At 70.9% G+C, this 21,013-nt stretch carries 16 protein-coding genes; 12 read left to right on the forward strand and 4 right to left on the reverse strand.

The window, feature by feature from the left end; translation table 11 throughout:
- Together dnaA and ElP_RS00010 are read left to right on the forward strand one after the other, a co-directional pair.
- A complete protein-coding gene (gene dnaA, locus ElP_RS00005) occupies positions 1 to 1,455 on the forward strand; it encodes a chromosomal replication initiator protein DnaA (RefSeq protein WP_145266034.1) in 1,455 nt (484 codons plus the stop codon).
- 263 nt (positions 1,456 to 1,718) lie between these two features.
- Positions 1,719 to 5,888, forward strand: coding sequence for a chemotaxis protein CheB (locus ElP_RS00010; RefSeq protein WP_145266037.1), 4,170 nt, complete (start codon positions 1,719 to 1,721; stop codon positions 5,886 to 5,888).
- Between the two features lie 174 nt (positions 5,889 to 6,062).
- On the opposite strand, the gene ElP_RS00015 is transcribed toward ElP_RS00010, so the two are convergent.
- On the reverse strand, positions 6,063 to 7,085 hold the full coding sequence (locus tag ElP_RS00015; protein WP_145266040.1) for a chemotaxis protein CheB: 1,023 nt from the start codon (positions 7,083 to 7,085) through the stop codon (positions 6,063 to 6,065).
- A gap of 256 nt (positions 7,086 to 7,341) precedes the next feature.
- The gene (locus ElP_RS37450) at positions 7,342 to 7,593 is read right to left on the reverse strand and encodes an inorganic phosphate transporter (protein ID WP_197446596.1); all 252 of its coding nucleotides are present in this window, start codon (positions 7,591 to 7,593) and stop codon (positions 7,342 to 7,344) included.
- Between the two features lie 340 nt (positions 7,594 to 7,933).
- Between ElP_RS37450 and ElP_RS00025 the strand changes: the two genes are divergently transcribed.
- The gene (locus ElP_RS00025) at positions 7,934 to 8,440 is read left to right on the forward strand and encodes a DUF1569 domain-containing protein (protein ID WP_145266045.1); all 507 of its coding nucleotides are present in this window, start codon (positions 7,934 to 7,936) and stop codon (positions 8,438 to 8,440) included.
- 29 nt (positions 8,441 to 8,469) lie between these two features.
- Here the strand turns inward: ElP_RS00025 and ElP_RS00030 are convergent, their stop codons facing one another.
- Entirely contained in the window at positions 8,470 to 8,682 is a 213-nt protein-coding gene (locus ElP_RS00030; protein WP_145266048.1) for a hypothetical protein, read from the reverse strand.
- A 319-nt stretch (positions 8,683 to 9,001) separates the two neighbouring features.
- Between ElP_RS00030 and fusA the strand changes: the two genes are divergently transcribed.
- From fusA to ElP_RS00045, 3 genes are read left to right on the forward strand one after another with little or no spacing between them, the layout of a single operon-like run.
- Positions 9,002 to 11,140 carry an elongation factor G gene (gene fusA, locus ElP_RS00035; protein ID WP_145266051.1) on the forward strand — a complete coding sequence of 713 codons (2,139 nt, stop codon included), beginning with the start codon at positions 9,002 to 9,004 and terminating at the stop codon, positions 11,138 to 11,140.
- Positions 11,141 to 11,192: 52 nt separating this feature from the next.
- A complete protein-coding gene (locus ElP_RS00040; protein WP_145266054.1) occupies positions 11,193 to 11,846 on the forward strand; it encodes a Uma2 family endonuclease in 654 nt (217 codons plus the stop codon).
- Between the two features lie 24 nt (positions 11,847 to 11,870).
- A complete protein-coding gene (locus ElP_RS00045; protein ID WP_197446597.1) occupies positions 11,871 to 13,064 on the forward strand; it encodes a sialidase family protein in 1,194 nt (397 codons plus the stop codon).
- A 72-nt stretch (positions 13,065 to 13,136) separates the two neighbouring features.
- Here ElP_RS00045 and ElP_RS37455 read toward each other — a convergent pair whose 3' ends face one another.
- A complete protein-coding gene (locus tag ElP_RS37455; RefSeq protein WP_197446598.1) occupies positions 13,137 to 16,271 on the reverse strand; it encodes a S8 family serine peptidase in 3,135 nt (1,044 codons plus the stop codon).
- Positions 16,272 to 16,975: 704 nt separating this feature from the next.
- Here ElP_RS37455 and rpsJ point away from each other — a divergent pair.
- From rpsJ to rpsS, 6 genes are all read left to right on the forward strand, one after another.
- On the forward strand, positions 16,976 to 17,299 hold the full coding sequence (gene rpsJ / locus ElP_RS00055) for a 30S ribosomal protein S10 (protein ID WP_197446599.1): 324 nt from the start codon (positions 16,976 to 16,978) through the stop codon (positions 17,297 to 17,299).
- Positions 17,300 to 17,537: 238 nt separating this feature from the next.
- Positions 17,538 to 18,170 carry a 50S ribosomal protein L3 gene (rplC, locus tag ElP_RS00060; protein WP_145266059.1) on the forward strand — a complete coding sequence of 211 codons (633 nt, stop codon included), beginning with the start codon at positions 17,538 to 17,540 and terminating at the stop codon, positions 18,168 to 18,170.
- A gap of 266 nt (positions 18,171 to 18,436) precedes the next feature.
- The gene (rplD, locus tag ElP_RS00065; RefSeq protein WP_145266062.1) at positions 18,437 to 19,180 is read left to right on the forward strand and encodes a 50S ribosomal protein L4; all 744 of its coding nucleotides are present in this window, start codon (positions 18,437 to 18,439) and stop codon (positions 19,178 to 19,180) included.
- Positions 19,181 to 19,255: 75 nt separating this feature from the next.
- Complete coding sequence (gene rplW, locus ElP_RS00070) at positions 19,256 to 19,582, forward strand: 50S ribosomal protein L23 (RefSeq protein ID WP_145266063.1); 327 nt, start codon at positions 19,256 to 19,258, stop codon at positions 19,580 to 19,582.
- Positions 19,583 to 19,703: 121 nt separating this feature from the next.
- Complete coding sequence (gene rplB, locus ElP_RS00075; protein WP_145266066.1) at positions 19,704 to 20,564, forward strand: 50S ribosomal protein L2; 861 nt, start codon at positions 19,704 to 19,706, stop codon at positions 20,562 to 20,564.
- Positions 20,565 to 20,679: 115 nt separating this feature from the next.
- Positions 20,680 to 20,955 (forward strand): 30S ribosomal protein S19, encoded by a 276-nt coding sequence (gene rpsS, locus ElP_RS00080; protein ID WP_145266069.1) that lies wholly within the window; start codon positions 20,680 to 20,682, stop codon positions 20,953 to 20,955.
- Positions 20,956 to 21,013 lie beyond the last annotated feature (58 nt).

Here is a 21,013-nt window from a genome sequence, read left to right on the forward strand (position 1 = left end):
ATGACGGATCGTCGGTTCGAGATGGAGTCGGCGCTCCGGGCCGCGGTGGCCGAGCGGGTCGGCGAGTCGCGGTTCGGGCTCTGGTTCGGCGACGGCGTCCGACTGGGCGTCGACGGCGACGCGCTGACCGTCGGCGTGCCGAACCGGTTCTTCCGGGACTGGATCAAGGGGAAATACGCCGGGGAGCTGGCCTCGGTGGGGGAGGCGGTGTCCGGCCGTCGCCTGGAGCTGGCCTTCGAGGTGGCCGACGAGCTGGAGCCGGGGGTCGACGAGGTCTCGCCTTCCCCCGAGGGGCCGCCGCCCGACGACCGTCGCCGGGGGCCGACCGTGCCGATCGCCTTGCCGTCGAGCCCGGGCGGATGGCCGTCCCCGTCGCCGTCGCCCGGCCCCCCGGTCGACCGGCCGAGGTCTCGCCGGGGGCGGCCGCTGCGGCGGCTCGAGGAGTTTGTCGCCGGCCCCGGCACCCGGCTGGCGCTGGCCGCCTGCGGGGAGATGGCCGAGGCGGTGGGGGCGACGTTCAACCCGCTGGTCGTGCACGGCGGCGTCGGCCTGGGCAAGACCCACCTGCTGGAAGGGGTGGCCCAGGCCGTCTCCCGGCGGCACCCCGGCGCCCGGGTCGTGCACCAGACGGCCGAGGCGTTCACCAACGGCTTCCTCGAATCGATGCGCAGCGGCACCCTGAACGCCTTCCGGAGCCGTTCCCGATCCGCCGACGTGCTCATCCTGGATGATGTGCATTTCCTCGCCGCCAAGCGGGCCACCCAGGACGAGTTCCAGCACGCCTTCGACGCCCTCGTCTCCTCCGGTGCGGCGGTGGTGCTGGCGAGCGACCAGCACCCCCGGCTGATCCCCAAGCTGACCGACGAGCTGGCCACCCGGCTGCTCGGCGGGATGGTCGTGAAGCTGGAGGCGCCCGACCCGACCACCCGCCGGGCCATCCTCAAGGCCAAGGCCGCGTCCCGGGGGGTCGACCTGCCCGACGCGGTGGCGGCCTATATCGCCGACCACCTGCGGGCGAGCGTCCGGGAGCTGGAGGGGGCGTTGCACAGCGTCCTGGCCCACGCGGGGCTGACCGGCAAGCGGCTGGACCTAGACCTGGCCCGTTCGGCGCTGCGGGACACGATCCGGCACACGGCGCAGGCCATCGCCCTGAAGGACATCGAGCGGGCCGTCTCGACGCTGTTCGACCTGCCCGCCGAGGGGCTCAAGTCCGACAGCCGGGCCCGGGCGGTGACCCACCCCCGGATGCTGGCCATGTACCTGGCCCGCAAGCACACCGGGGCGGCCTACAGCGAGATCGGCCGGTACTTCGGGGGACGGAACCACTCGACGGTCATCTCGGCCGAGAAGAAGGTCCGCTGCTGGCTGGCGGACGAACAGCGTCAGAGCCTGCTGGCCGGCTTCGAGACGGTGGGGGACGTGCTGGCGGCCGTCGAGCGGTCGCTGGGCACCTGACCCGGCCGGCCGCGCGGCCCCCGGCATGCCGTGTGCGTATTCAATCCGGCGAATCGGTCACGGTCGATCGTTGACGGCGGGGACTCCCTCGTACAAGATGAACCGTCCCGCTCGTAATACAGCTCAAATGATCGCCCGTGGATTCGTGAACTCCCTCCCGACACGGCCTTTATCCAGGCGGCGGGACGGGATTGACCCCTCGGGGCCCTCGGCGGGGGACGTCTCTCGTCGACCGTGGGCCCCCCGCTGGATTGGCCACCCCCATGAGCCCCGTCGAACCCGAAGAACCGCTCGAGCCGGCGACCGGAGATGATCCGAGAGCACCGGGGGAGCCGGGGGAGACACGGGCGCCGTTCCCGGTGGTGGGCATCGGCGCCTCGGCCGGGGGGCTGGAGGCCTTCCGGCGGCTGCTGTCGAGGATCCCGGCGGATCCCGGCATGGCGATCGTCCTGGTGCAGCACCTCGACCCGCACGCCGAGAGCAACCTGCCCGACATCCTGGCCACCGTTTCGAAGATGCCGGTGGTCTGGGCCGTTGACGGGATGCCGATCACGCCGAATCGCGTCCACGTCAACCCGCCGAACATGACGCTGGAAGTCGTCTGGGGGAAGCTCCGGCTCACTCCCCGGCCGCATGACAAGCGGCCATTCATGCCGATCGACTACATGATGCGGAGCCTCGCCCAGGACGTGGGCAGCCGGGCCGTGGGCGTGATCCTCACCGGGGGCGGCACCGACGGCACGCTCGGGCTGCGGTCGATCAAGGACGCCGACGGCATCACCTTCGTGCAGGACACCGAGACGGCCACCCACGACGCCATGCCCCGCAGCGCCATCGCCTCGGGGGCGGTCGACGAGGTCCTGCCCCCGGAGGGGATCGCCGACGAACTGGCCCGGATCGGCCGCTCCTCCTACATGAACGGCGGCGACCCGGGGGAGAAGGCCCCGGAGCCCGGCGGAGACCTTGGGGAGGCGGAGTTGGGCCGGATCTTCGGCCTGATGCGGGCGTCGACCGGCGTCGACTTCTCCCGGTACAAGCGCAGCACCATCCTCCGCCGCGTCCGGCGTCGGATGGCCCTCAGGCGGGTCGACCGGACCGAGGAGTACCTCTGGTCGCTCCAGGCGGACGAGAACGAGCTGACGGCCCTCTATCAGGACTTCCTGATCCGGGTCACCAGCTTCTTCCGAGACCCGGAGGTCTTCGAGTCGCTCCGGCGCGACATCTTCCCCCAACTCCTGCAGGACCGGGCCCCCGAGGCGCCGATCCGGATCTGGGTGGCCGGCTGCTCGACCGGCGAGGAGGTCTACTCGCTGGCCATCACCCTGCTGGAGGCGCTGGGCGACCGGGCCCACGCCACCCCGATCAAGATCCTGGCCACCGACGTCAACGACCGGGCCCTGGAGATCGCCCGGGCCGGCTCCTACGTCGAGAACGTCGCGATGGACATTGCGCCGGATCTGCTGCGGCGGCACTTCATCCGGACCGACGGCTCGTTCCAGATCTCCAAGGCCATCCGGGATCTCTGCGTCTTCTCCCGGCACGACGTGACCCGGGACCCGCCGTTCGCCCGGCTGGACGTGGTCAGCTGCCGGAACCTGCTGATCTACCTCGACCTGGCGGCCCAGAAGCGGATCCTGCCGCTGTTCCATTACGGCTTGAAGCCCGACGGCTACCTGATGCTCGGCCCCTCGGAGACGATCGGCGGCTTCGGCGAGCTGTTCGCCCCGGTGAGCCCCGAGCACAAGATCTTCTCCCGCAAGGCCACGGTCGCCCGACCCCACCCGCTCTTCGAGCGGATGGAGCCGCCGGACGAGGAGGGCCAGCCCCGCCGCCGGATCCCCCTGTATCCGGCCCCCGACCCGGTGCTGCTCGACGTGCAGCGCGAGGCCGACCGCGCCGTGCTCGCCCGGTTCTCCCCGCCCGGCGTGCTCGTCGACGAGGACCTGCACATCCTCCAGTTCCGGGGCCGGACCGACCCCTACCTCGCCCAGGCCCCCGGCTCGCCGAACCTGGGGCTGCTGAAGATGGCCCGGGAGGGGCTATTGGTCGAGCTCCGGGTGGCGATCGGCCAGGCACGCGTCGAAGACGCCTCGGTCCGCCGCCCGGCCGTCCGGCTGGAGCGGGACGGCCGGGCCTTCCCGATCGAGATCATCGTCGTGCCGCTCCGCCAGGAGGGGATCAAGGGGCGCTTCTTCCTGGTCCTCTTCGAGGAGCACCCCAGGCTCCCCGCCCGGCTCTCCAGCTCACATCAGCTTTCACCGCAGACCGAGGCCGAGACCGGGGGCCTGGCCGTGGAGGAGGCCCGCCTCCAGGTCATCGCCCTGCGACGGGAGCTGGACGCGACCCGGGAGTACCTCCAGGCGGTCGTCGAGGAGAACGAGGCGACGACCGAGGAGCTGAAGTCGGCCAACGAGGAGATCCTCTCCAGCAACGAGGAGTTGCAGAGCACCAACGAGGAACTCCAGACCGCCAAGGAGGAGATGCAGAGCACCAACGAGGAGCTGCAGACGGTCAACGACGAGCTGAACCACCGCAACGCCGAGCTGGCCCGGATCAACGACGACCTGGTCAACCTCTTCGGCAGCGTGAACATCGCCATCGTCATGGTCAGCCGGGACCTGAAGATCCGCCGCTTCACGACGCCGGCCGAGAAGGTCCTGAATTTGATGGGCCACGACATCGGCCGGCCGATCGACCACATCCGTCCGAACGTCGAGGTGCCCGACCTGGGGAGGCACCTGGCCGAGGTCATCAGCTCGCTGGCCCCGAGGGATCTGGAGGTCCAGGACCGGGAGGGCCGCTGGTACTCGTTCCGGCTGAGGCCGTACATCACCGTCGAGAACAAGATCGACGGCGCGGTGCTGGCGATCGTCGACATCGACGAGATCAAGCGGTCGACCCTCAAGGTCCGCCGGGCGCTGGATTACGCCGAGGCGATCGTCGAGTCGGTCCGGCAGCCGCTGCTGGTGCTCGACGAGGGCCTGGTGGTCCGGCGGGTGAACCAGGCCTTCTGCCGGACCTTCCGGCTGTCGTCGGGGGAGGTCGTCGGCCGGCCGATGGCCAAGCTGGGGGGCGCCTGGGCCGACCCCGAGCTGACCGAGGCCCTGCGGCCGGTCCTGGCCGAGGGCCGCCCGGTGAAGGGCCGGGAGCTGACGGCCGACTTCCCCATCATCGGCCACCGCACCTTCCAGTACGGCGGCGGGCTGATCGACTGGAAGGGGGCCGGCACGCCGATGATCCTGCTGGCGATGGACGACATCACCGACCGCAAGCGCGAGGCCGAGCGCGACCGGATGCTCATGCGGGAGCTGTCCGCCCGGATCGAGGCCGAGCAGGCCAACCGCAAGAAGGACGAGTTCCTGGCGATGCTCGCCCACGAGCTGCGCAACCCCCTCTCCCCGGTGCTCAACGCCCTGCTCGTGCTCCGCTCGCCCGGGGCCTCGCCGGGCGACCTGGAGTGGGCCACGCAGATCATGGAGCGGCAGGTCCGGCACATGGCCCGGCTGATCGACGACCTGCTGGACGTCTCCCGGGTGATGCGGGGCTCGATCCAGCTTCGCACCGAGCGGATCGACCTGGGCCGGGTCGCCCGGCAGGTGGTCGAGAACGTCCGGTCGTTCGTCCGGTCCCGCCGGCACGAGCTGACCGTCTCGATCCCGGAACAACCGATCCCGATGTTCGCCGACCCGGTCCGGGTCGAGCAAATCCTGACCAACCTGCTGCACAATGCGGCCAAGTACACCCCCGAGGCGGGGAAGATCTCCCTGACGATCGACCGGGGGGAGGGGGAGGCGGTCGTCCGGGTGAAGGACAACGGCATCGGCATCGATCCGGATCAGCTCGGCGAGGTGTTCGAGCTGTTCATGCAGGCCGACAAATCGCTCGACCGCTCGCTCGGGGGCCTGGGGATCGGCCTGACGCTGGTCAAGACGCTGGTCGAGCTGCATGGCGGCTCGATCCAGGGCTTCAGCGAGGGCCCCGGGCTCGGCAGCGAGTTCGTCGTCCGGCTGCCGGAGGCCGCCGACGCCGTCGAGGGCCCCCGCGTCGAGGAGGACGGCGAGCCGACGCCCCCCCGGCGGATCCTGATCGTCGACGACAGCCCCGATGCGCTCCGCACGATGGAGGTCCTGCTCCATCGCCTCGGCCATGACATCCGCACCGCCCCCGACGGCCCCTCGGCCCTGGCGGCCGTCGCCGAGTTCGGGCCGGACCTCGTCCTGCTGGACCTGGGCCTCCCCGGCCTGGACGGCTACCAGGTCGCCCGGCGGCTCCGGGACGGCCCCCCGACCGCCGGGCTGACGCTCGTGGCCCTCTCCGGCTACGGCCAGGAGGAAGACCTCCGCCGCTGCCGTGAGGCCGGCTTCGACGACCACGCCGTCAAGCCCATCGACCTCGACCGCCTCCAGCAACTGCTCCACGTCCGCCGCGGCTGATCCGGGTACCCCGTCGTCCCTCTGGCAACCCGGCCGGTCGGGGCGAGCGTCCTTTGCCGACGTAGGGCCGAGGGCCGAGCGACGCCCCGAGCATCGGCCATCCGTCATCGGACCTCGATCATCTCCCATCCGGCAAGGGTCTCGGTCCTTGGAGACGGACGCGGCCCTCCCGCCTCAGTTGCCGGAGGCCGACAGGGGTGCCCGGGCGGGGGCGGCCTCGAGCAGCGACTGGCGGATCTGGCGGATCTGGGCCTCGTCCTGGTCGAGCTGCTCCTCGAAGCGGGCGGCCTGGTCGGCCTTGCCTCGGGAACGGGCGTCGGCGGCGAGCTGGCGGGAGATGGTGGCCTTCTCCGTCAGCATCCGGACGCATCGCCAGAGGGCGGCCTCCAGCTCGTCGGTCAGGTCGACCAGGAAGCTCTCCGGCGAGTAGACGTGCCCAACGTGGCAGCGGAACTGGGCGACGGCCCCCTCGCCGAACTGCCAGAGGGTACCGCCGCATTCGGGGCAGGAATAGGTGGTGGGCTCGTCTCGCCTGGAGTCGCGGGCCTGGGCCTCCAGGTCGCGCCGGACCGTCTCCGGGTCGTGCTCGAAGTCGTCGGCCATCGATGACCCTCCCGGGAAGTCGGGGTCCGGCTCTCGTGCCAATTGCGTGAGCAGGCGCGGCATGTCGCCGACCCCCAGGACATGGTGGGGCCCGACGTGCTCGATGGCCGACCTCGGCATGTCGCCGAAGAGGGCCTCGGTCGGATCCTGGACGATCGCCGTGCCGCCCCGGGCCTTGATCGCCATCAGGCCGGCGGTGCCGTCCCCCAGCGTCCCGGAGAGGACCACGCCGACCACCCGGCCGCCGAAGGACCGGGCCGCCGACCGGAAAGTCGGGTCGATCGCCGGCCTCGTCCGGTTCTCCTTCGGGCCCCGGGACAGCTCGACGGATTCCGGCCGGATGATCAGGTGGCGATCCGGGGGTGCGACGACGATCCGGCCCGGCCGGATCGGCCCGCCGTGCTCGGCGTGCTCGGCGGGCAGCGGGCCCTTCATCGAGAGCAGCGTCGGTAGGCGGCTCGCCGCGTGCGGCGAGGTATGCAGCACGACGAAGACCGCCGCAGGCAGCCCGGCCGGCAGTCCGCCGACGAGCGTCGACAAGGCCTCGACCCCGCCGGCCGATGCCCCGATCGTGATGATGTCTCGTGACGGCATCGCCCCTCCTCGGCCCCCGGGCCCGGATGGATCGATCGGCCCCTCCGGGACGCCCTGGATCCCGGGCCCGGAGGATGTCCAGCCCGATGAAGGGCGACTTTCACGCGATTCCCGCGCCAAGGCGCAACCCCACTCGGTCAGCCGCCGCCGGGGCCGAGGCCGGAGGCCCGGCCGCCGGCCCCGTACAGCAGGGCGGAGATCGCCGAGGGGGCGGGCACGGTGACGGCCCGGGCCAGCAGGATCCGGCCGAGAACCTTCAGTCGACCTCGCCCCGCTCACGGAGCCCCGAGCCGACGATCCCCCCGGTGGCCGCGTGGGTGGTGCCGGCCCGCAGGCCGAGCGAGGAGGCGAGGACCACGCCGCTGGCGGCGTCGGAGTCGACGCGGAATCCCCTGGAGCTGTCGATCCGGGCGACCCGCTCCGAGCGCGTCCGGGTGACCCGATGGTCCAGCGATGCCGCCCCCGCGGCGATCCCGACGCCGCCGAGGGCCAGGATCCAGAGCGGCACCCGGCCCCCTCGATCGCCCCGGCATCGGGAATTTCCATCCCCCGGTCGACCGCCAGGGCGACGACGAAGGGCGGGTTGACCGCGCCGGCCGCGTCGTTCGACGCGTGGACGCAGCGACCTCGCTCGACGTGCCGACCTGCAGCCTCCGGGACACCGCCTCGACCATCCCCCGGTCGTCGGCCTGCTGGGCGGTCCGGCGGCGGTCCAGTCCACGAGCAAGGCTCCCAGGGAGGTATCGGGGGACGATCGGGCCCGGCTCCTTCGGGCCGATCCCCTTGACGGTCGGCCCCCGGCCGGTCACGCTGGCCACGACGATCGAGAGCCGCGAGGAGGAGGACCGATGCCCGACCGTCGCCCGCTCCGCTTCGATCGGCTCGACGACGTGCCGGGCGAGGTCGACCGCCTCCTGCTCGGCCACCGGACCGTCGGCGGCTGGAGCCTGGCGCAGATCTGCTCCCACCTGGCCGCCGCGCTCCGGCTGACGGCCGAGGCCCCCTCGGGACCGGGGCCGGGACCGCAGCCGAGCCCCGGGGCGACGCCGTCGGGGGGCACGAGGGCCCAGGCGACCTACCGACGCCTCCTCTTCCGCTCGGAGACCTTCCCCGAGGGGGTCGAGATGCCCTCCCTGGCCCTCCACCCCGGCCCCCCCGAGGCCGACCCCCTCGCCGCGGCCTCGGCCCTCCGGGACGCCGTCTCCCGATTCCTCGACGCCCCCGGCCCCTTCCCCGAGCATCCGATGCTCGGCGCGATGGACCGGGAGCAATGGCTCCGGTTCCATCGCATCCACTGCGCCCACCACCTGAGCTTCGTCCTGCCCCCGGCCCCCGACACCGTCACCGGGCCCTGACCGCCGCCACCCCCTGCGGGGGCGACGGCCTACGATTCCGGATCGTCCCGCTCGCCGACGGGATCGGGGCCGGGCCGATCAAGGGTGGGGGGCTCGAAGCCGGGACACGAGCGGACCGGTTGCATCGGGTACTTGGGGAAATCCCGGTCGGTCGAGGAGCGTCGGCAGAGCAGGAACCGCGAGCCCCGGCCGGTCACGACGTCTCGCTTCCAGGCACAGCAGGGGCAGAGGCTCGGCGGCATGTGGGATCGACCTCCCCGGGACTCGGGGGGCGTCTCCCGAGGCTTGCCCCGGCCGGCCCCCCGTCTCGCCGGTCGATTGTAGGCCGGCGGGGAGCCCCCGGATGCGTCCCCTGGGCGTCGGGGGGGGCATTCGTATAATTTAGGGCTTCTCGAAGCGCCGACGGGCGATCGGATCGCGTCGAGGGGCGTCGAGCCGCGACGGGTCGGGGGCCGGACGGCCCCCCCTGCCCCCCGGCCGGCCGACTCACCCCCCCTCCCCGGCCCGGATCCGATTTGCCGATCACACCGCCTCGCATCGCCCCCGAAGGACGGCCCAATCATGGATAGCGACGGACAACCGAGTCCCCTGGCCTCGATCCGAAACATCGGCATCGTCGCCCACATCGACGCCGGCAAGACGACGACGACCGAGCGCATCCTGTATTACACCGGTGAGATCCACCGGATGGGCGACGTCGACAAGGGGAGCACCACCACCGACTACCTCCAGGAGGAGCGCGAGCGCGGCATCACCATCGTCGCCGCCGCCATCTCCTGCAAGTGGAAGGACCTGGACGGCAACCCGATCACCGTGAACATCATCGACACCCCCGGCCACGTCGACTTCACCGCCGAGGTCGAGCGCTCGCTCCGGGTGCTGGACGGGGCCGTCGTCGTCTTCTCCGCCGTCGAGGGGGTCGAGGCCCAGAGCGAGACCGTCTGGCGGCAGGCCGACAAGTACCACGTCCCCCGGATCTGCTTCATCAACAAGATGGACCGCATCGGGGCCGAGTTCGAGCGCGTCTTCGAGGAGATCAAGCAGCGGCTGGGCGGCCACCCGATCCCGGCGATGATCCCCATCGGCGCCGGGCCCGAGGGGTCGATCGGCGAGTTCACCGGCCTGATCGACCTGGTCGAGCAGAAGGCCCTCTACTACAAGACCGAGGACCTCGGCTCGTCCATCACCGAGGCCGACATCCCCGACGAACTCCGGGGCCCGTTCGACCGCTGGCGGGAGGTCATGCTCGACCAGCTCAGCGAGTTCGACGAGGCCTTCGCCGAGCAGTACATGATGGCCCTCGAAGGCGAGGAACTGACCCCCGCGATGATCCGGGCCGCCCTCCGGAGGGCCACCCTCACGGGCAAGGCCCAGCCGGTGCTCTGCGGGTCGAGCTTCAAGTACGTGGGCGTCCAGCGCCTGCTCGACGCCGTCGTCTCCTACCTGCCCAGCCCGCTGGAGGTCCCCCCGGTCAAGGGGGAGCACCCCAAGAGCGGCGAGGAGATGGAACGCCCCCCCGACCCCAAGGCCCCCTTCTCCGGCCTCGTCTTCAAGATCACCCACGACCAGCACGGGGATCTCTCGTTCGTCCGCGTCTACTCCGGCGCCCTGAAGGCGAACACCCGGCCGCTCAACCCGGGCAAGAACAAGAAGGAGAACTGCTCCCGGCTCTACCACATCCGGGCCGACGACCGGGAGCAGATCGACCAGGCCCTGGCCGGCGACATCGTCGGCGTGGTCGGCCTGAAGGAGTCGGTCACCGGCGACACGCTCTGCGACCAGTCGCACCCGATCCTCCTGGAGCGGATCGAGTTCCCCGAGACGGTCATCAGCATGTCGATCGAGCCGGTCAGCGGGGCCGACAAGAACAAGCTGGCCGAGGCCCTCTCCTCGCTCGGCCGGGAGGACCCGACCTTCACCTACAAGTTCAACGAGGAGACGGGAGAGACGCTCATCTCCGGCATGGGCGAGCTGCACCTGGAGATCATCAAGAACAAGATGCTCCGCGACCTGAAGCTCCAGGTCCGCGTCGGCAAGCCCCGGGTCAGCTACCGGGAGACGATCCAGAAGGCCGTCAAGGGCGTCCAGGGCCAGTGCATCCGCCAGACCGGGGGCTCGGGCCTCTACGCCAAGGTCACCATCGACCTGGAGCCCGAGGCCCAGCCCAAGGGGGCCCCGGTCCTCCGGTTCGTCAACAAGGCCAAGCCGGGCGACGTGCCCCAGGAATTCGCCCGCGCCGTCGAGGCCTCGATCCGCGAGGACGCCAAGTCCGGCGGCATCACCGGCTACCCGCTCGTCGACCTGAAGGTCACGCTCACCGACGGCGAGACGCACGAGGTCGACAGCAACGAGCTCGCCTTCGGCTTCGCCGCCACCGACGCCCTGAACAAGGCGCTGGAGAAGGCCGGGGCCGTCCTGCTGGAGCCGATCATGAAGGTCGAGGTCGTCACCCCCGAGGACTTCCTCGGCAACGTCACCGGCGACCTGTCCAGCCGTCGGGCCCTGATCGACCGCACGTACCAGCGCGGCAAGCTCTGGGTGGTCGACGCCCGGGCCCCGCTGGAGCAGATGTTCGGCTACTCCACCGACGTCCGGAGCCTCAGCCAGGGCCGGGCCAGCTACAGCATGGAGCCCCTCGACTACGCCCCCGCCCCCGAGGCGATGCTCCGCAAGTTCACCGGGGAGGACGACTCGTACTGAGCGATCCCGGCTCCGGACGCCTTCATTCAATCCCTGCGGAGGACGACCGACGATGGCCACCGCGACCCGAACCGAGTCGACGATCGAGCCGCCGGACGACATCCGCCCGGGGGTGATCCCCGAGGAGCGTGACCCGATCGTCCCGCCGACCGGGGACGGGTTCTACGAGGTCGTGGACGGCGTGGTCGTCGAAGTGCCACCGATGGGGAGCTTCGAGGCGGACATCGCAAATCTGATCGCTTATTCGATGAACGAGCACGCCAGGCCGAGGAGGCTCGGGCGGGCCTTCGTCGGGGTCCTCTTCCGGATCGACGTCGGCCGAGAGATCCGCCGGCAGCCCGCCGTGGCCTTCGTCTCGGCGGCGCGCTTGCCCGCCGGCAAGCGGGCGCCGAAGGCCTCTTCCTGGCAGGTCGTGCCCGACCTCGCCGTCGAGATCGTCAGCCCGAGCGACCAGGCCGCCCACCTCAACCGCAAGATCGCCGACTACTTCCAGGCCGGCACCATCGCCGTCTGGGTCATCTACCAGGAGACCCGGCAGGTCTACGCCTATTCGTCGCCGGTCGACGTCCGCATCCTCACCCCGCCGGCCGACCTGGACGGCGGCGCCGTCCTGCCCGGCTTCCGGCTGCCGATCGCCCGGCTGTTCGAGGATGACCCGGACCCGAGCCCGAGCCCGAGCCCGAGCCCCAGCCCCGCCGGCTCCTGATCCGACCCCCGGAGGATCCCCGAGATGATGCCCCTTGGTGCGCTTCTGCCCCTGCTGCTTGCCCTCCCCGCCCCCGCCCCGCAGCAGGAGGTGCCGAAGCCCGACCTCTCGCTGGCCCCCGGCGTGGTGATCGACCACAGCCCGGCGTCGACCCGGCAGTACATCGGCTCCCCCAGCATCGCCGCCCTGCCGGACGGGACCTACGTCGCCTCGCACGACCTGTTCGGCCCGGGGAGCACCCGGGACACGACCGTCGTCTTCGCCTCGAACGACCGGGGCTCGTCCTGGGTCCGGCTTGCCGCGATCAAGGGCCAGTGGTGGTCCACCCTGTTCTTCCACCGCGGGGCCCTCTACCTGATGGGCACCAACCGCGAGTACGGCGAGGCGGTCATCCGCCGCTCCCTCGACCGGGGCCTGACCTGGAGCACCCCGGTCGACTCCGCCACCGGCCTGATCCTGCCCGGCAAGAAGTTCCACTGTGCCCCGGTGCCGGTCGTCGAGCGCGCCGGCCGCATCTGGAGGGCGATGGAGGACGCCGAGGGGCCCGGCGGCTGGGGGGAGCACTTCCGGGCCTTCATGATGTCCGCCCCCATCGAGTCCGACCTGCTCCGGGCCGACAGCTGGACCGTCAGCAACCCGCTGGGCTCCGACCCCTCCTGGCTCGACGGCATGTGCGGCGGCTGGCTCGAAGGCAACGCGGTCGTCACCCCCGAGGGGGAAATCGTCGACGTCCTCCGGGTCGACACGAAGCCCGAGCCCGGCCATGCCGCCATCGTCCGCATCTCAGAGGACGGCAACGCCGCCACCTTCGACCCCGAGGCCGACTTCATCCGCCTCCCCGGCGGCGCCAAGAAATTCACGATCCGCTACGACCCCCGGACCGAATGCTACTGGTCGCTCGCCAACTGGGTCCCCCCGAAGTTCGACACCGGCCAGCCCGGCCGGACCCGGAACACCCTGGCGCTGCTCGCCTCGACCGACCTGAGGGACTGGGAGGTCCGGGCCGTCGTCCTCCACCACCCCGACGCGGAGAATCACGGCTTCCAGTACGTCGACTGGCTCTTCGAGGGGGACGACCTGATCGCCGTCGTCCGCACCGCCTTCGATGACGGCCTCGGCGGCGCCCACAACCAGCACGACGCCAATTTCATGACCTTCCACCGGATCGAAGACTTCCGCACCCTCGAAGGGATTCCCGCCGACCTCGGCGACGACTGATCGGCGGCGTCAGGTAGCCGGCGGGCGCCCGGCCGACCCGAAGGGGGGCCGGGCGTCCGGATCGGCGGCCGATCAACCGGCCCTGACATGGTCGATCAATCCCACCCCCCGCCTCCGGATCGGGGACAGGTGATCAAGGGCGATCGAGTCGATCGGCGAACGCCCGTAGGTCGCCGCGAGCTGGGCGTCCAGGGCCGCCAGCCCGACGGCCGACGCGGCCATGCCGCCGCCCTGCCCGCCGAGGGCCGAGGTGCTCCCGTCCCTGTTGATGACGATGCTGGTCTCCAGATTGCCTCCCGCGTCGTAGGAGAGGCTGGCGTGGTTGAGGCCGGTGACGCTGAAGGTGACGGACGACCGGCCGTTGATGTCGCCGCTGCTGATCGCCACGGTGCCGTCGCTCCCGGTGACCCCGGAGCCCCCGCGATTCAGCTCCGCCCAGATCCCCGACACCGAGGCGTTGGCCACGGGGTTGCCCAGGTTGTCCCGGACGGTCACCGTGGCGATCGCCTCCCACTTGCCGCTCCGGCCCTTGATGACGGCGACCCCCGACAGGTCCGCCACGCTCATCGACGTCGCGCCGACGACGCTGTTGTTGACCGTCACGGAGGCGGACGCGGTGGCCGTCTTGCCCGTGGTGTCGGTGGCCGTGGCGGAGACGACATACGAGCCGTCGTCGAAGGCGGTCGTGTCCCAGGAGTCGGACCAGCCGTCCGAGCCGTCGGCGTCGACCCCGTGGGAGATGCCGTCTACGAAGAACTCGACCCGGCCGACGCCGTTGTCGTCCCCGGCGACGGCCGTCACGGCGACCGTGCCGGAGACGGTGGCCCCGTTCGACGGGCTCGCGATCGAGACCGTCGGCGCCCGGTCGTCGATCAGGACGTCGTCGAACACGGCCGAGGAATACGAGAGCGGCTGGCCGATGGCCGTGAACTCCCCGTAGAGGCCGCCGTTGACCGAGGCGGCGTTCCCGGATCGGTTCCAGCCGGCGGCGGCGGCATCGAAGGTGATCGTCCAGCCGGTCGGCTCGGTCGAGCCGTCGGCCCAGACCTTGCCATAGAGGACCCCGTCGGCCTCCCTCATCCGGAACCAGTACCACTGATCCTCGTTCATCGTGATCGCCTGGCGGGACGATGCGCTGATGTCGCCGCTCCAGGCCACGTAGTCGTTCAGGAATTCCAGGGACTTCTGCTCGCCATAGCGTCCGGTGACGAGCAGGTTGTAGCCGTAGCCGCTCAGCGGGTCGGTCCGCAGGCCGACCCCGACCCGGGCGAACTCGCCGTGCACCCAGTCGGTCAGCTTGACCTTGGCCCGGACCTCCGAGGGCCGCTCCTCGAGCCCGACCGCCATCGCCTTGCGCTCGATGGGATTCCCGGTGCGGTTCAGGAACCCTTGCGTGGAGGCCTGGGTCAGGACGCCCCCCGTGCCGGTCCACTCGCCCCCCGTGAAGGCCCAGGGGGTCGGGGCGATCGTCTGGTCGTCGTCCTGACCGCCGTCCTGGAAGTCGTCGAGGTATGGCAGCGCCGAGATCGCCTCGGCCGGTGCGGCGTAAACGATCTGGCTGGGGGCCGGGTCGTCGGGGAAGGCTGAGCTCAAGGCGATGACCTGGAAGGCATATTGCGTCGAGGAGGCCAGCTCGTCGACCCGATACGTCGTGACGCCGGCCTCCACGGCGTCCGAGCCCGAATCCGGGCCATTCGACCACTCGATCAGGTAGCTGGTCTCATTGGCGCTGTCGGCCCAGTTCAGGGCGATCTCGCTCGGCGAGAGGATCGTCGTCGTCAGGCCGGCCGGCGCGGTGGGGGGGGAAGTCGGCGTCGCGTCGAAGTCCAGGGCCCCGGGCACGTCCAGCCGGCCGCCCGTCAGCGTCTTGCCGGTGAGCGAGGGGGTCGGGATCGCGCCGCCGAGGATCGCCTCCTTGATCCGGGCGGCCGGGGGCATCAAGCCGGTGGCAGCCAACGCCTTCGAGGCGTAGAGGGCCGCCGCCCCGGTGACGTGCGGCGTCGCCATCGAGGTGCCATCGTACGACGCGTAGCCGCCCGGCACCGTCGAGTAGATGGCCGAGCCGGGGGCGGCGAGGTCGACCGAGTTCGCGCCGGAGTTGGAGTAGCCGGCCAAGTTACCGTTCCGGTCCAGCGCGGCGACGGAGATGATGTTGGGCAGGTTGTAGCCCGCCGGGTAATACGCCGAGGCGTCGGTGTTCGCGCCGTTGTTGCCGGCGGCGGCGACGAACAGGATGCCGGCCGAGTCGGCCCGGCCGATCGCGTCGAAGAGGCCCTGCGAGTAGCCGCCACCGCCCCAAGAATTGTTCAAGGCGACGATGTTCAGGCCGTGCCGGGCCTTCAGGTCGATGAAGTAATCGACCGCCTCAATGGCGTCGGCCGTGTTGCCGGTCCCCCGAGGGCCGGTGAGGAACTTGGCGGAGATGAGGGTGACGTCCCAGTTGACGCCCACGACCCCCTGGCCGGTGCCCTCCGAGGCGTCGGTCCCCTCCGCCCCGATCGTCCCGGCGACGTGCGTGCCGTGCTCGTCCCACTTCTCGTAGATCGTGTTGGTGTCGGCGGCGAAGTTCCAGCCGTGGATGTCGTCGACGTACCCGTTCCCGTCGTTGTCGACGCCGTCGGCCGGGTCCTCGGGGTTGGTCCAGACGTTGGCGTCGAGGTCCGGATGGGTGGGTTGGAGCCCCGTGTCGATGACGCCGACGTAGACGCCCGCCGAGCCAGTGAACCCGGAAGCCCACGCCTCGCCGGCCTGGCTGCCGTACGGGTTGGCAGGGCTCGTGCCGTCGCCGTACATGCCCCAGAGCGAACCGCCGGTGTAGTACGGGTCGCTGGAGGTGGCCTGAGTCGAGTAGATCCAGTTCGGCTCGGCGAAGGAGACGATCGGGCTGGCCTCGAACGCCCCGACCGCCCTCGCCACCGACAGGCCCGGCGGCAGCGACACCAGTTCCAGGGCCCCCCGCCCCTCGGCCGCCCTGCCGGGGCTGCCGACCGACCGCTCCCGCCCCGCGTCGAATCGACCGAGCAGCTGATCTCGCATCGCCTCACCGACTCCCGGCTCGAACTGCACCAGCACCCGTCCCGGCTCGAACTGCGGCCCGCCGCCCTGGGCCACGCTCAGCAGGCGACGCTCCTCCAACCGCTCCAACGCCGGCCGCCGGCCGGTCGAGGCCGATCGGGTCCGGGTGATCCGTCCGTGTCGATTTCTCATGGCCTGATCTCTCTGCACAGGGGTTCTTCGTGATGCCGGCCGGCAACCGACCGCGTCGGCACGGTCGGGCGACCCTCGGTGTCACTCACCCTCGTCCTGGTCGGCCCCCGGAGGACCGTCGACGGGGCCCGGTCGCCCGGCGCAGGGCACGTCGCGCGGGCAGGCGAGGCCTCGGACCACACCACGGTCCGTCGGCGGGTGGGCGGGAGCGGCGGCCTTCGCCGCTCCAATCGCGTCGCACGGGGGCTAGAGAATCGGGATCCGGGTCGGGGCAACCCCGTAATGTCCGGGACTTCGGGGAGCACGACGGGAGGGGGAGAGCGACGCCGGCGAGTCGCGGTTGCGAGGTCGCGGGCCGTGTTTCATTGCATAGATATTCGGGGCGGTTGTCAATGAATTAGCCGGTCCGCGGCCCATTCCGCCGGGAGCCGCGCCCCGACGGGCTCGGGGTGCGGCCGAGATCCGGGGCGTGGACGATCTCTCGGCCAAGCCGCCTTCCCCACCCCGCCAACTTGAGCGGCCCCCATGCGGGTTGTCCCGGACGGGCTTCGTAAAAAATGGAACAATCGGATTGACGCGGCCCGAGCCCCGCGGTAGCATCTCACTTTCCCCGAGGTTGAGTTGCACAACACTGTTCGATCGGCCGGACGAGCGAGCGTCGGCGGTTCGCAGAAGCGCGTGAGGGATAACGACCTGTGGCGGGCATGAGCAACGAACGCATTCGGATCAGGATGGAAGCGTACGATCACACCATCCTGGACCAGTCCGCGAAGGACATCGTCGAGACCGCGAAGCGGACCGAGGCGATCGTCCACGGGCCGATCCCGCTGCCGACGCGCATCGAGCGGTACACCGTCCTCCGCGGCCCGCACATCGATAAGAAGTCGCGGGAGCAGTTTGAGATCCGCACGCACAAGCGTCTGATCGACATCGTGCAGCCGACCAACAAGACCATCGACGCCCTGAACAAGCTCAGCTTGCCGGCGGGCGTCGACATCAAGATCAAGGCCGGCCCCGCCGGGGGCTGAGCCTGGTCGCGATCGCGGCCCCCTCGACTCGACCCGGATCGGCCTGAGGCCGTTCCGGCCCGGGCGGTCCCATCCGACCCGGGGCGATGTGGTAGGGGCCGATAGCACGGGGGGCACGGGTCTGCCCGAGGGCGACTCGTGCCCGTTCGCGTGTTGTCCGGAGCCGTCGGCCGAGGGGGGCCGGGGGCGTCGCGAGCGGGCCTCGATCCACTGGTATCCGAGACGGAGCAGTCCAGAGATGAACGTCGGGTTGCTGGGTCGCAAGGTCGGGATGACCCAGATTTTCCAGGAGGACGGCACCGTCGTCCCCGTGACCGTCCTCGAATGTGGCCCCTGCATGGTGCTGCAGGTCCGGACCGCCGAGCGAGACGGGTATCATGCCCTGCAGCTCGGCTTCTCGGACAAGAAGCGGAAGAACGCCTCACAGGCCGAGCGCGGCCACGCCAAGAAGGTCGACGCCGAGCCCAAGCGGTTCGTCCGCGAGATCCGGCAGGAGGGCCCGGTGGAGGTCGCCGAGGGCACGACCCTGGGGGTCGACGTCTTCGCCGAGATCCCCAGCGTCGACGTGATCGGCACCAGCAAGGGCCGGGGCTACACCGGTGTCGTCAAGCGGCACGGGTTCCGCGGCTTGCGGGCCACCCACGGCGTCCAGCGGATGCACCGGCATCCCGGCTCGTCCGGCCCCTCGGCCGACCCGGCCCGCGTGTTCAAGGGGGTCAAGAAGCCCGGCCAGCACGGCAACGCCCGGATCACGGTGCGGAACCTGAAGGTCGTCCGGGTCGACCCCGAGAACAACCTGCTGCTGGTCCGGGGCGCCGTGCCCGGCCATAACGGCGGCTTCGTCATCGTCCGCCAGACCAACGCCGTCTGATCGACGCGTCCCCGCGACGGATCGAGACGGCCCCCGCCGATCTGCTCGCCGATGAGGCCCCGTCGCCCCGGCCGGGCCGGACGCCGATGCCCCCCGGCACGCTGCCCCCCGGGCGATTCGGCCCTCGGCGATCGCAAACGCTCACCCTCGGTATAACGGAATCGGATCCGGAACACGAGGCCCGGGGGCCCACCCCACCGGGCCCGACCCGGTCGGCCCGGCCCCGGCTCGGCCGCCCGGGCGGCCGCCTGCATGGATCAAAGACGATGCTGACCATCCCCGTCTACAACACGTCCGGCGAGCAGGTGGGCGAGGAGTCCATCGATCCGGCCGACTTCGGCGGCTCGATCAACAAGCAGCTGCTCCACGACGTCGTCGTGATGCACCTGGCCAACCGCCGGGTCGGCACGGTGAACACCCGGGGCCGCTCCGACGTCGCCGGGTCGACCCGGAAGATGTACCGCCAGAAGGGCACCGGCAACGCCCGGATGGGCTCCAAGCGGACCAACAAGCGCGTCGGCGGCGGCGTCGCCTTCGCCCGGCGCAACCGGGACTACTCGTACCGGCTGCCCAAGAAGGCCATCCGGCTGGCCATCCGCATGGCCATCCTCTCCAAGTTCCAGGACGGCCAGGCCTTCGTGCTCCAGGGCCTGGACCTGGGGGCTACGCCGAAGACCAAGGACGTCGTCCGCATCCTCCGCTCGATCCGCCGGCCGGACCTGCCCGCCGAGGCCCAGCCGGTCGAGGGCGAGACCAAGCGGGACGCCCTCCGCCGGACCCTCGACGGCCGCAAGCTGCTCATCGGCACCGCCGAGTTCGACCACGCCGTCTACCGAGGCGCCCGCAACATCCCCGGCGTGATGGTCGCCCCGGTCGCCGAATTCAACACCTACGACGTGCTCCGCCAGCGCTACCTGGTCCTCACCCCCGAGGCCCTCGGGTCCCTGAAGGAGCGCGTCAAGGAGAAGGTCCGCCGCCGCCCCGAGGTCGAGGCCGCCGCCGCCGGCTGATCGCGGGCCGGGACGGATCCTCACAAGTTCATTCGAGTCAGTCGTCTCGCCGAACGCCCCCGAGGTCCCTAGGTCATGGTTACCCTCCGCCGCGCCCCGCAGTATCAGCGGCCCGGGCCGAAGCTGGAGCCCTATCAGGTGATCCTGCGGCCCCTGATCACCGAGAAGGCCACCCAGGTCGCCGAGCGGCACAACGCCTACACGTTCGAAGTCAACCAGATGGCCACCAAGACCGAGATCAAGCAGGCCGTCGAGGCCCTCTTCGACGTCAAGGTGGACGACGTGCGGACCCAGAACCGCAAGTCCGTCGCCCGCCGCTACCGCCTGAAGGTCGGCCGCACCAAGAACTGGAAGAAGGCCATCGTCAAGCTGAAGGACGACTACCGGATCGACTTCTTCTGATGATCGGCGGCCGGTGGCGACGGGCCCCGGATCGGGCGGCCATCGGATTCGGTCATCGGCCATCATTCATCGGAACGGGTCATCCCGCCGGGTCGTCGGCGGGCCAAGGGAAGAGGCAGTCATGGGCATCCGCATCTACAAGCCGACCAGCCCCGGTCGGCGCAACGCCTCGGTCAGCGACTTCTCGGAGCTGACCGACAAGAACAAGAAGCCCGAGAAGAGCTTGACCGTGCCGCTGCACAAGACCGGCGGCCGGAACCACCACGGCGTGATCACCGTCCGCCACCGCGGCGGCGGCCACAAGCGGCGCTACCGGATCATCGACTGGAAGCGCAACGACCGGGACGGCCAGCCCGCCCAGGTCACGCACATCGAGTATGATCCCAACCGCTCGGCCCGGATCGCCCTGATCCAGTACGAGGACGGCACCAAGCGCTACATCATCGCCCCCGAGGGCCTGGCCGCCGGCATGACGGTGGTGACCGGCCCCGACGCCGAGCCGAAGCTGGGCAACTGCCTGCCCCTGGCGCGGATCCCGACCGGCATGGTCGTGCACAACGTCGAGATGCAGCCGGGGGGCGGGGCGAAGATGTGCCGGTCCGCCGGCACCAGCGCCACCCTGACCGCCCGGGAGAGCACCTGGGCCCAGTTGACGCTCCCCTCCGGCGAGGTCCGCCGCGTGCCGGTCATGTGCCGGGCGACGATCGGCCCGGTCGGCAACTCCGACCACATGAACGTCGTCTTCGGCAAGGCCGGGCGACGCCGATGGCTCGGCCGCCGGCCCCACGTCCGGGGGACCGCGATGAACCCGCACGACCACCCGATGGGCGGCGGCGAGGGGCGCACCTCCGGCGGCCGCCACCCGTGCTCGCCGCAGGGGCTCTCGGCCAAGGGTGGCAAGACCCGCAAGCGCCGCAAGCCGTCGAACTCGTCGATCATCCGCCGCCGCAAGAGCGTCCGATACGGTCAGCTGAAGGTCTGAGTGTCCGGGGTCGGCGGCAGGCGGTCGGCGGGTCGGATCCGCGACGATCGAGACCCCGGGCCCCCGCCCCCTTCGCCGCCTACCGCCTACTTCCGAGGAGCGAGAAACAAAGGCCATGGGACGATCGCTCAAGAAGGGCCCCTACGTCGACGAGCGGCTGCTGGAGAAGGTCGAGAAGGCCGAGACCAGCGGCGCCCGGGGGCCGATCCGCACCTGGTCGCGTGCCTGCACCATCGTGCCGGAATTCGTCGGCAAGAACTTCGAGGTCCACAACGGCAAGATCTTCACCAAGGTCTACGTGACCGAGGACATGGTCGGCCACAAGTTCGGCGAGTTCTCGCCGACCCGGATCTTCCGGGGCCACGGCGGCAAGTCGAAGGGCAAGCGTTGAGCCCCGACCCGGGCGGACCCCGATTCACGCGGTTGATCGAAGCGTAGGGCCGGCGTCG

The organism is Tautonia plasticadhaerens, from assembly GCF_007752535.1.
GTDB classification, from domain to species: Bacteria; Planctomycetota; Planctomycetia; order Isosphaerales; family Isosphaeraceae; genus Tautonia; species Tautonia plasticadhaerens.

Bases quoted from the DNA above. Each gene is read 5' to 3' on its own strand.
- rplD (WP_145266062.1), top strand. From the start codon at position 18,437: ATGCTGACCATCCCCGTCTACAACACGTCCGGCGAGCAGGTGGGCGAG.
- ElP_RS00015 (WP_145266040.1), bottom strand. From the start codon at position 7,085: ATGCCGTCACGAGACATCATCACGATCGGGGCATCGGCCGGCGGGGTC.
- ElP_RS00030 (WP_145266048.1), bottom strand. From the start codon at position 8,682: ATGCCGCCGAGCCTCTGCCCCTGCTGTGCCTGGAAGCGAGACGTCGTG.
- ElP_RS00010 (WP_145266037.1), top strand. From the start codon at position 1,719: ATGAGCCCCGTCGAACCCGAAGAACCGCTCGAGCCGGCGACCGGAGAT.
- ElP_RS37455 (WP_197446598.1), bottom strand. From the start codon at position 16,271: ATGAGAAATCGACACGGACGGATCACCCGGACCCGATCGGCCTCGACC.
- rplB (WP_145266066.1), top strand. From the start codon at position 19,704: ATGGGCATCCGCATCTACAAGCCGACCAGCCCCGGTCGGCGCAACGCC.
- rplW (WP_145266063.1), top strand. From the start codon at position 19,256: ATGGTTACCCTCCGCCGCGCCCCGCAGTATCAGCGGCCCGGGCCGAAG.
- rpsS (WP_145266069.1), top strand. From the start codon at position 20,680: ATGGGACGATCGCTCAAGAAGGGCCCCTACGTCGACGAGCGGCTGCTG.
- ElP_RS00025 (WP_145266045.1), top strand. From the start codon at position 7,934: ATGCCCGACCGTCGCCCGCTCCGCTTCGATCGGCTCGACGACGTGCCG.
- ElP_RS00040 (WP_145266054.1), top strand. From the start codon at position 11,193: ATGGCCACCGCGACCCGAACCGAGTCGACGATCGAGCCGCCGGACGAC.
- fusA (WP_145266051.1), top strand. From the start codon at position 9,002: ATGGATAGCGACGGACAACCGAGTCCCCTGGCCTCGATCCGAAACATC.
- ElP_RS00045 (WP_197446597.1), top strand. From the start codon at position 11,871: ATGATGCCCCTTGGTGCGCTTCTGCCCCTGCTGCTTGCCCTCCCCGCC.
- rpsJ (WP_197446599.1), top strand. From the start codon at position 16,976: ATGAGCAACGAACGCATTCGGATCAGGATGGAAGCGTACGATCACACC.
- dnaA (WP_145266034.1), top strand. From the start codon at position 1: ATGACGGATCGTCGGTTCGAGATGGAGTCGGCGCTCCGGGCCGCGGTG.
- rplC (WP_145266059.1), top strand. From the start codon at position 17,538: ATGAACGTCGGGTTGCTGGGTCGCAAGGTCGGGATGACCCAGATTTTC.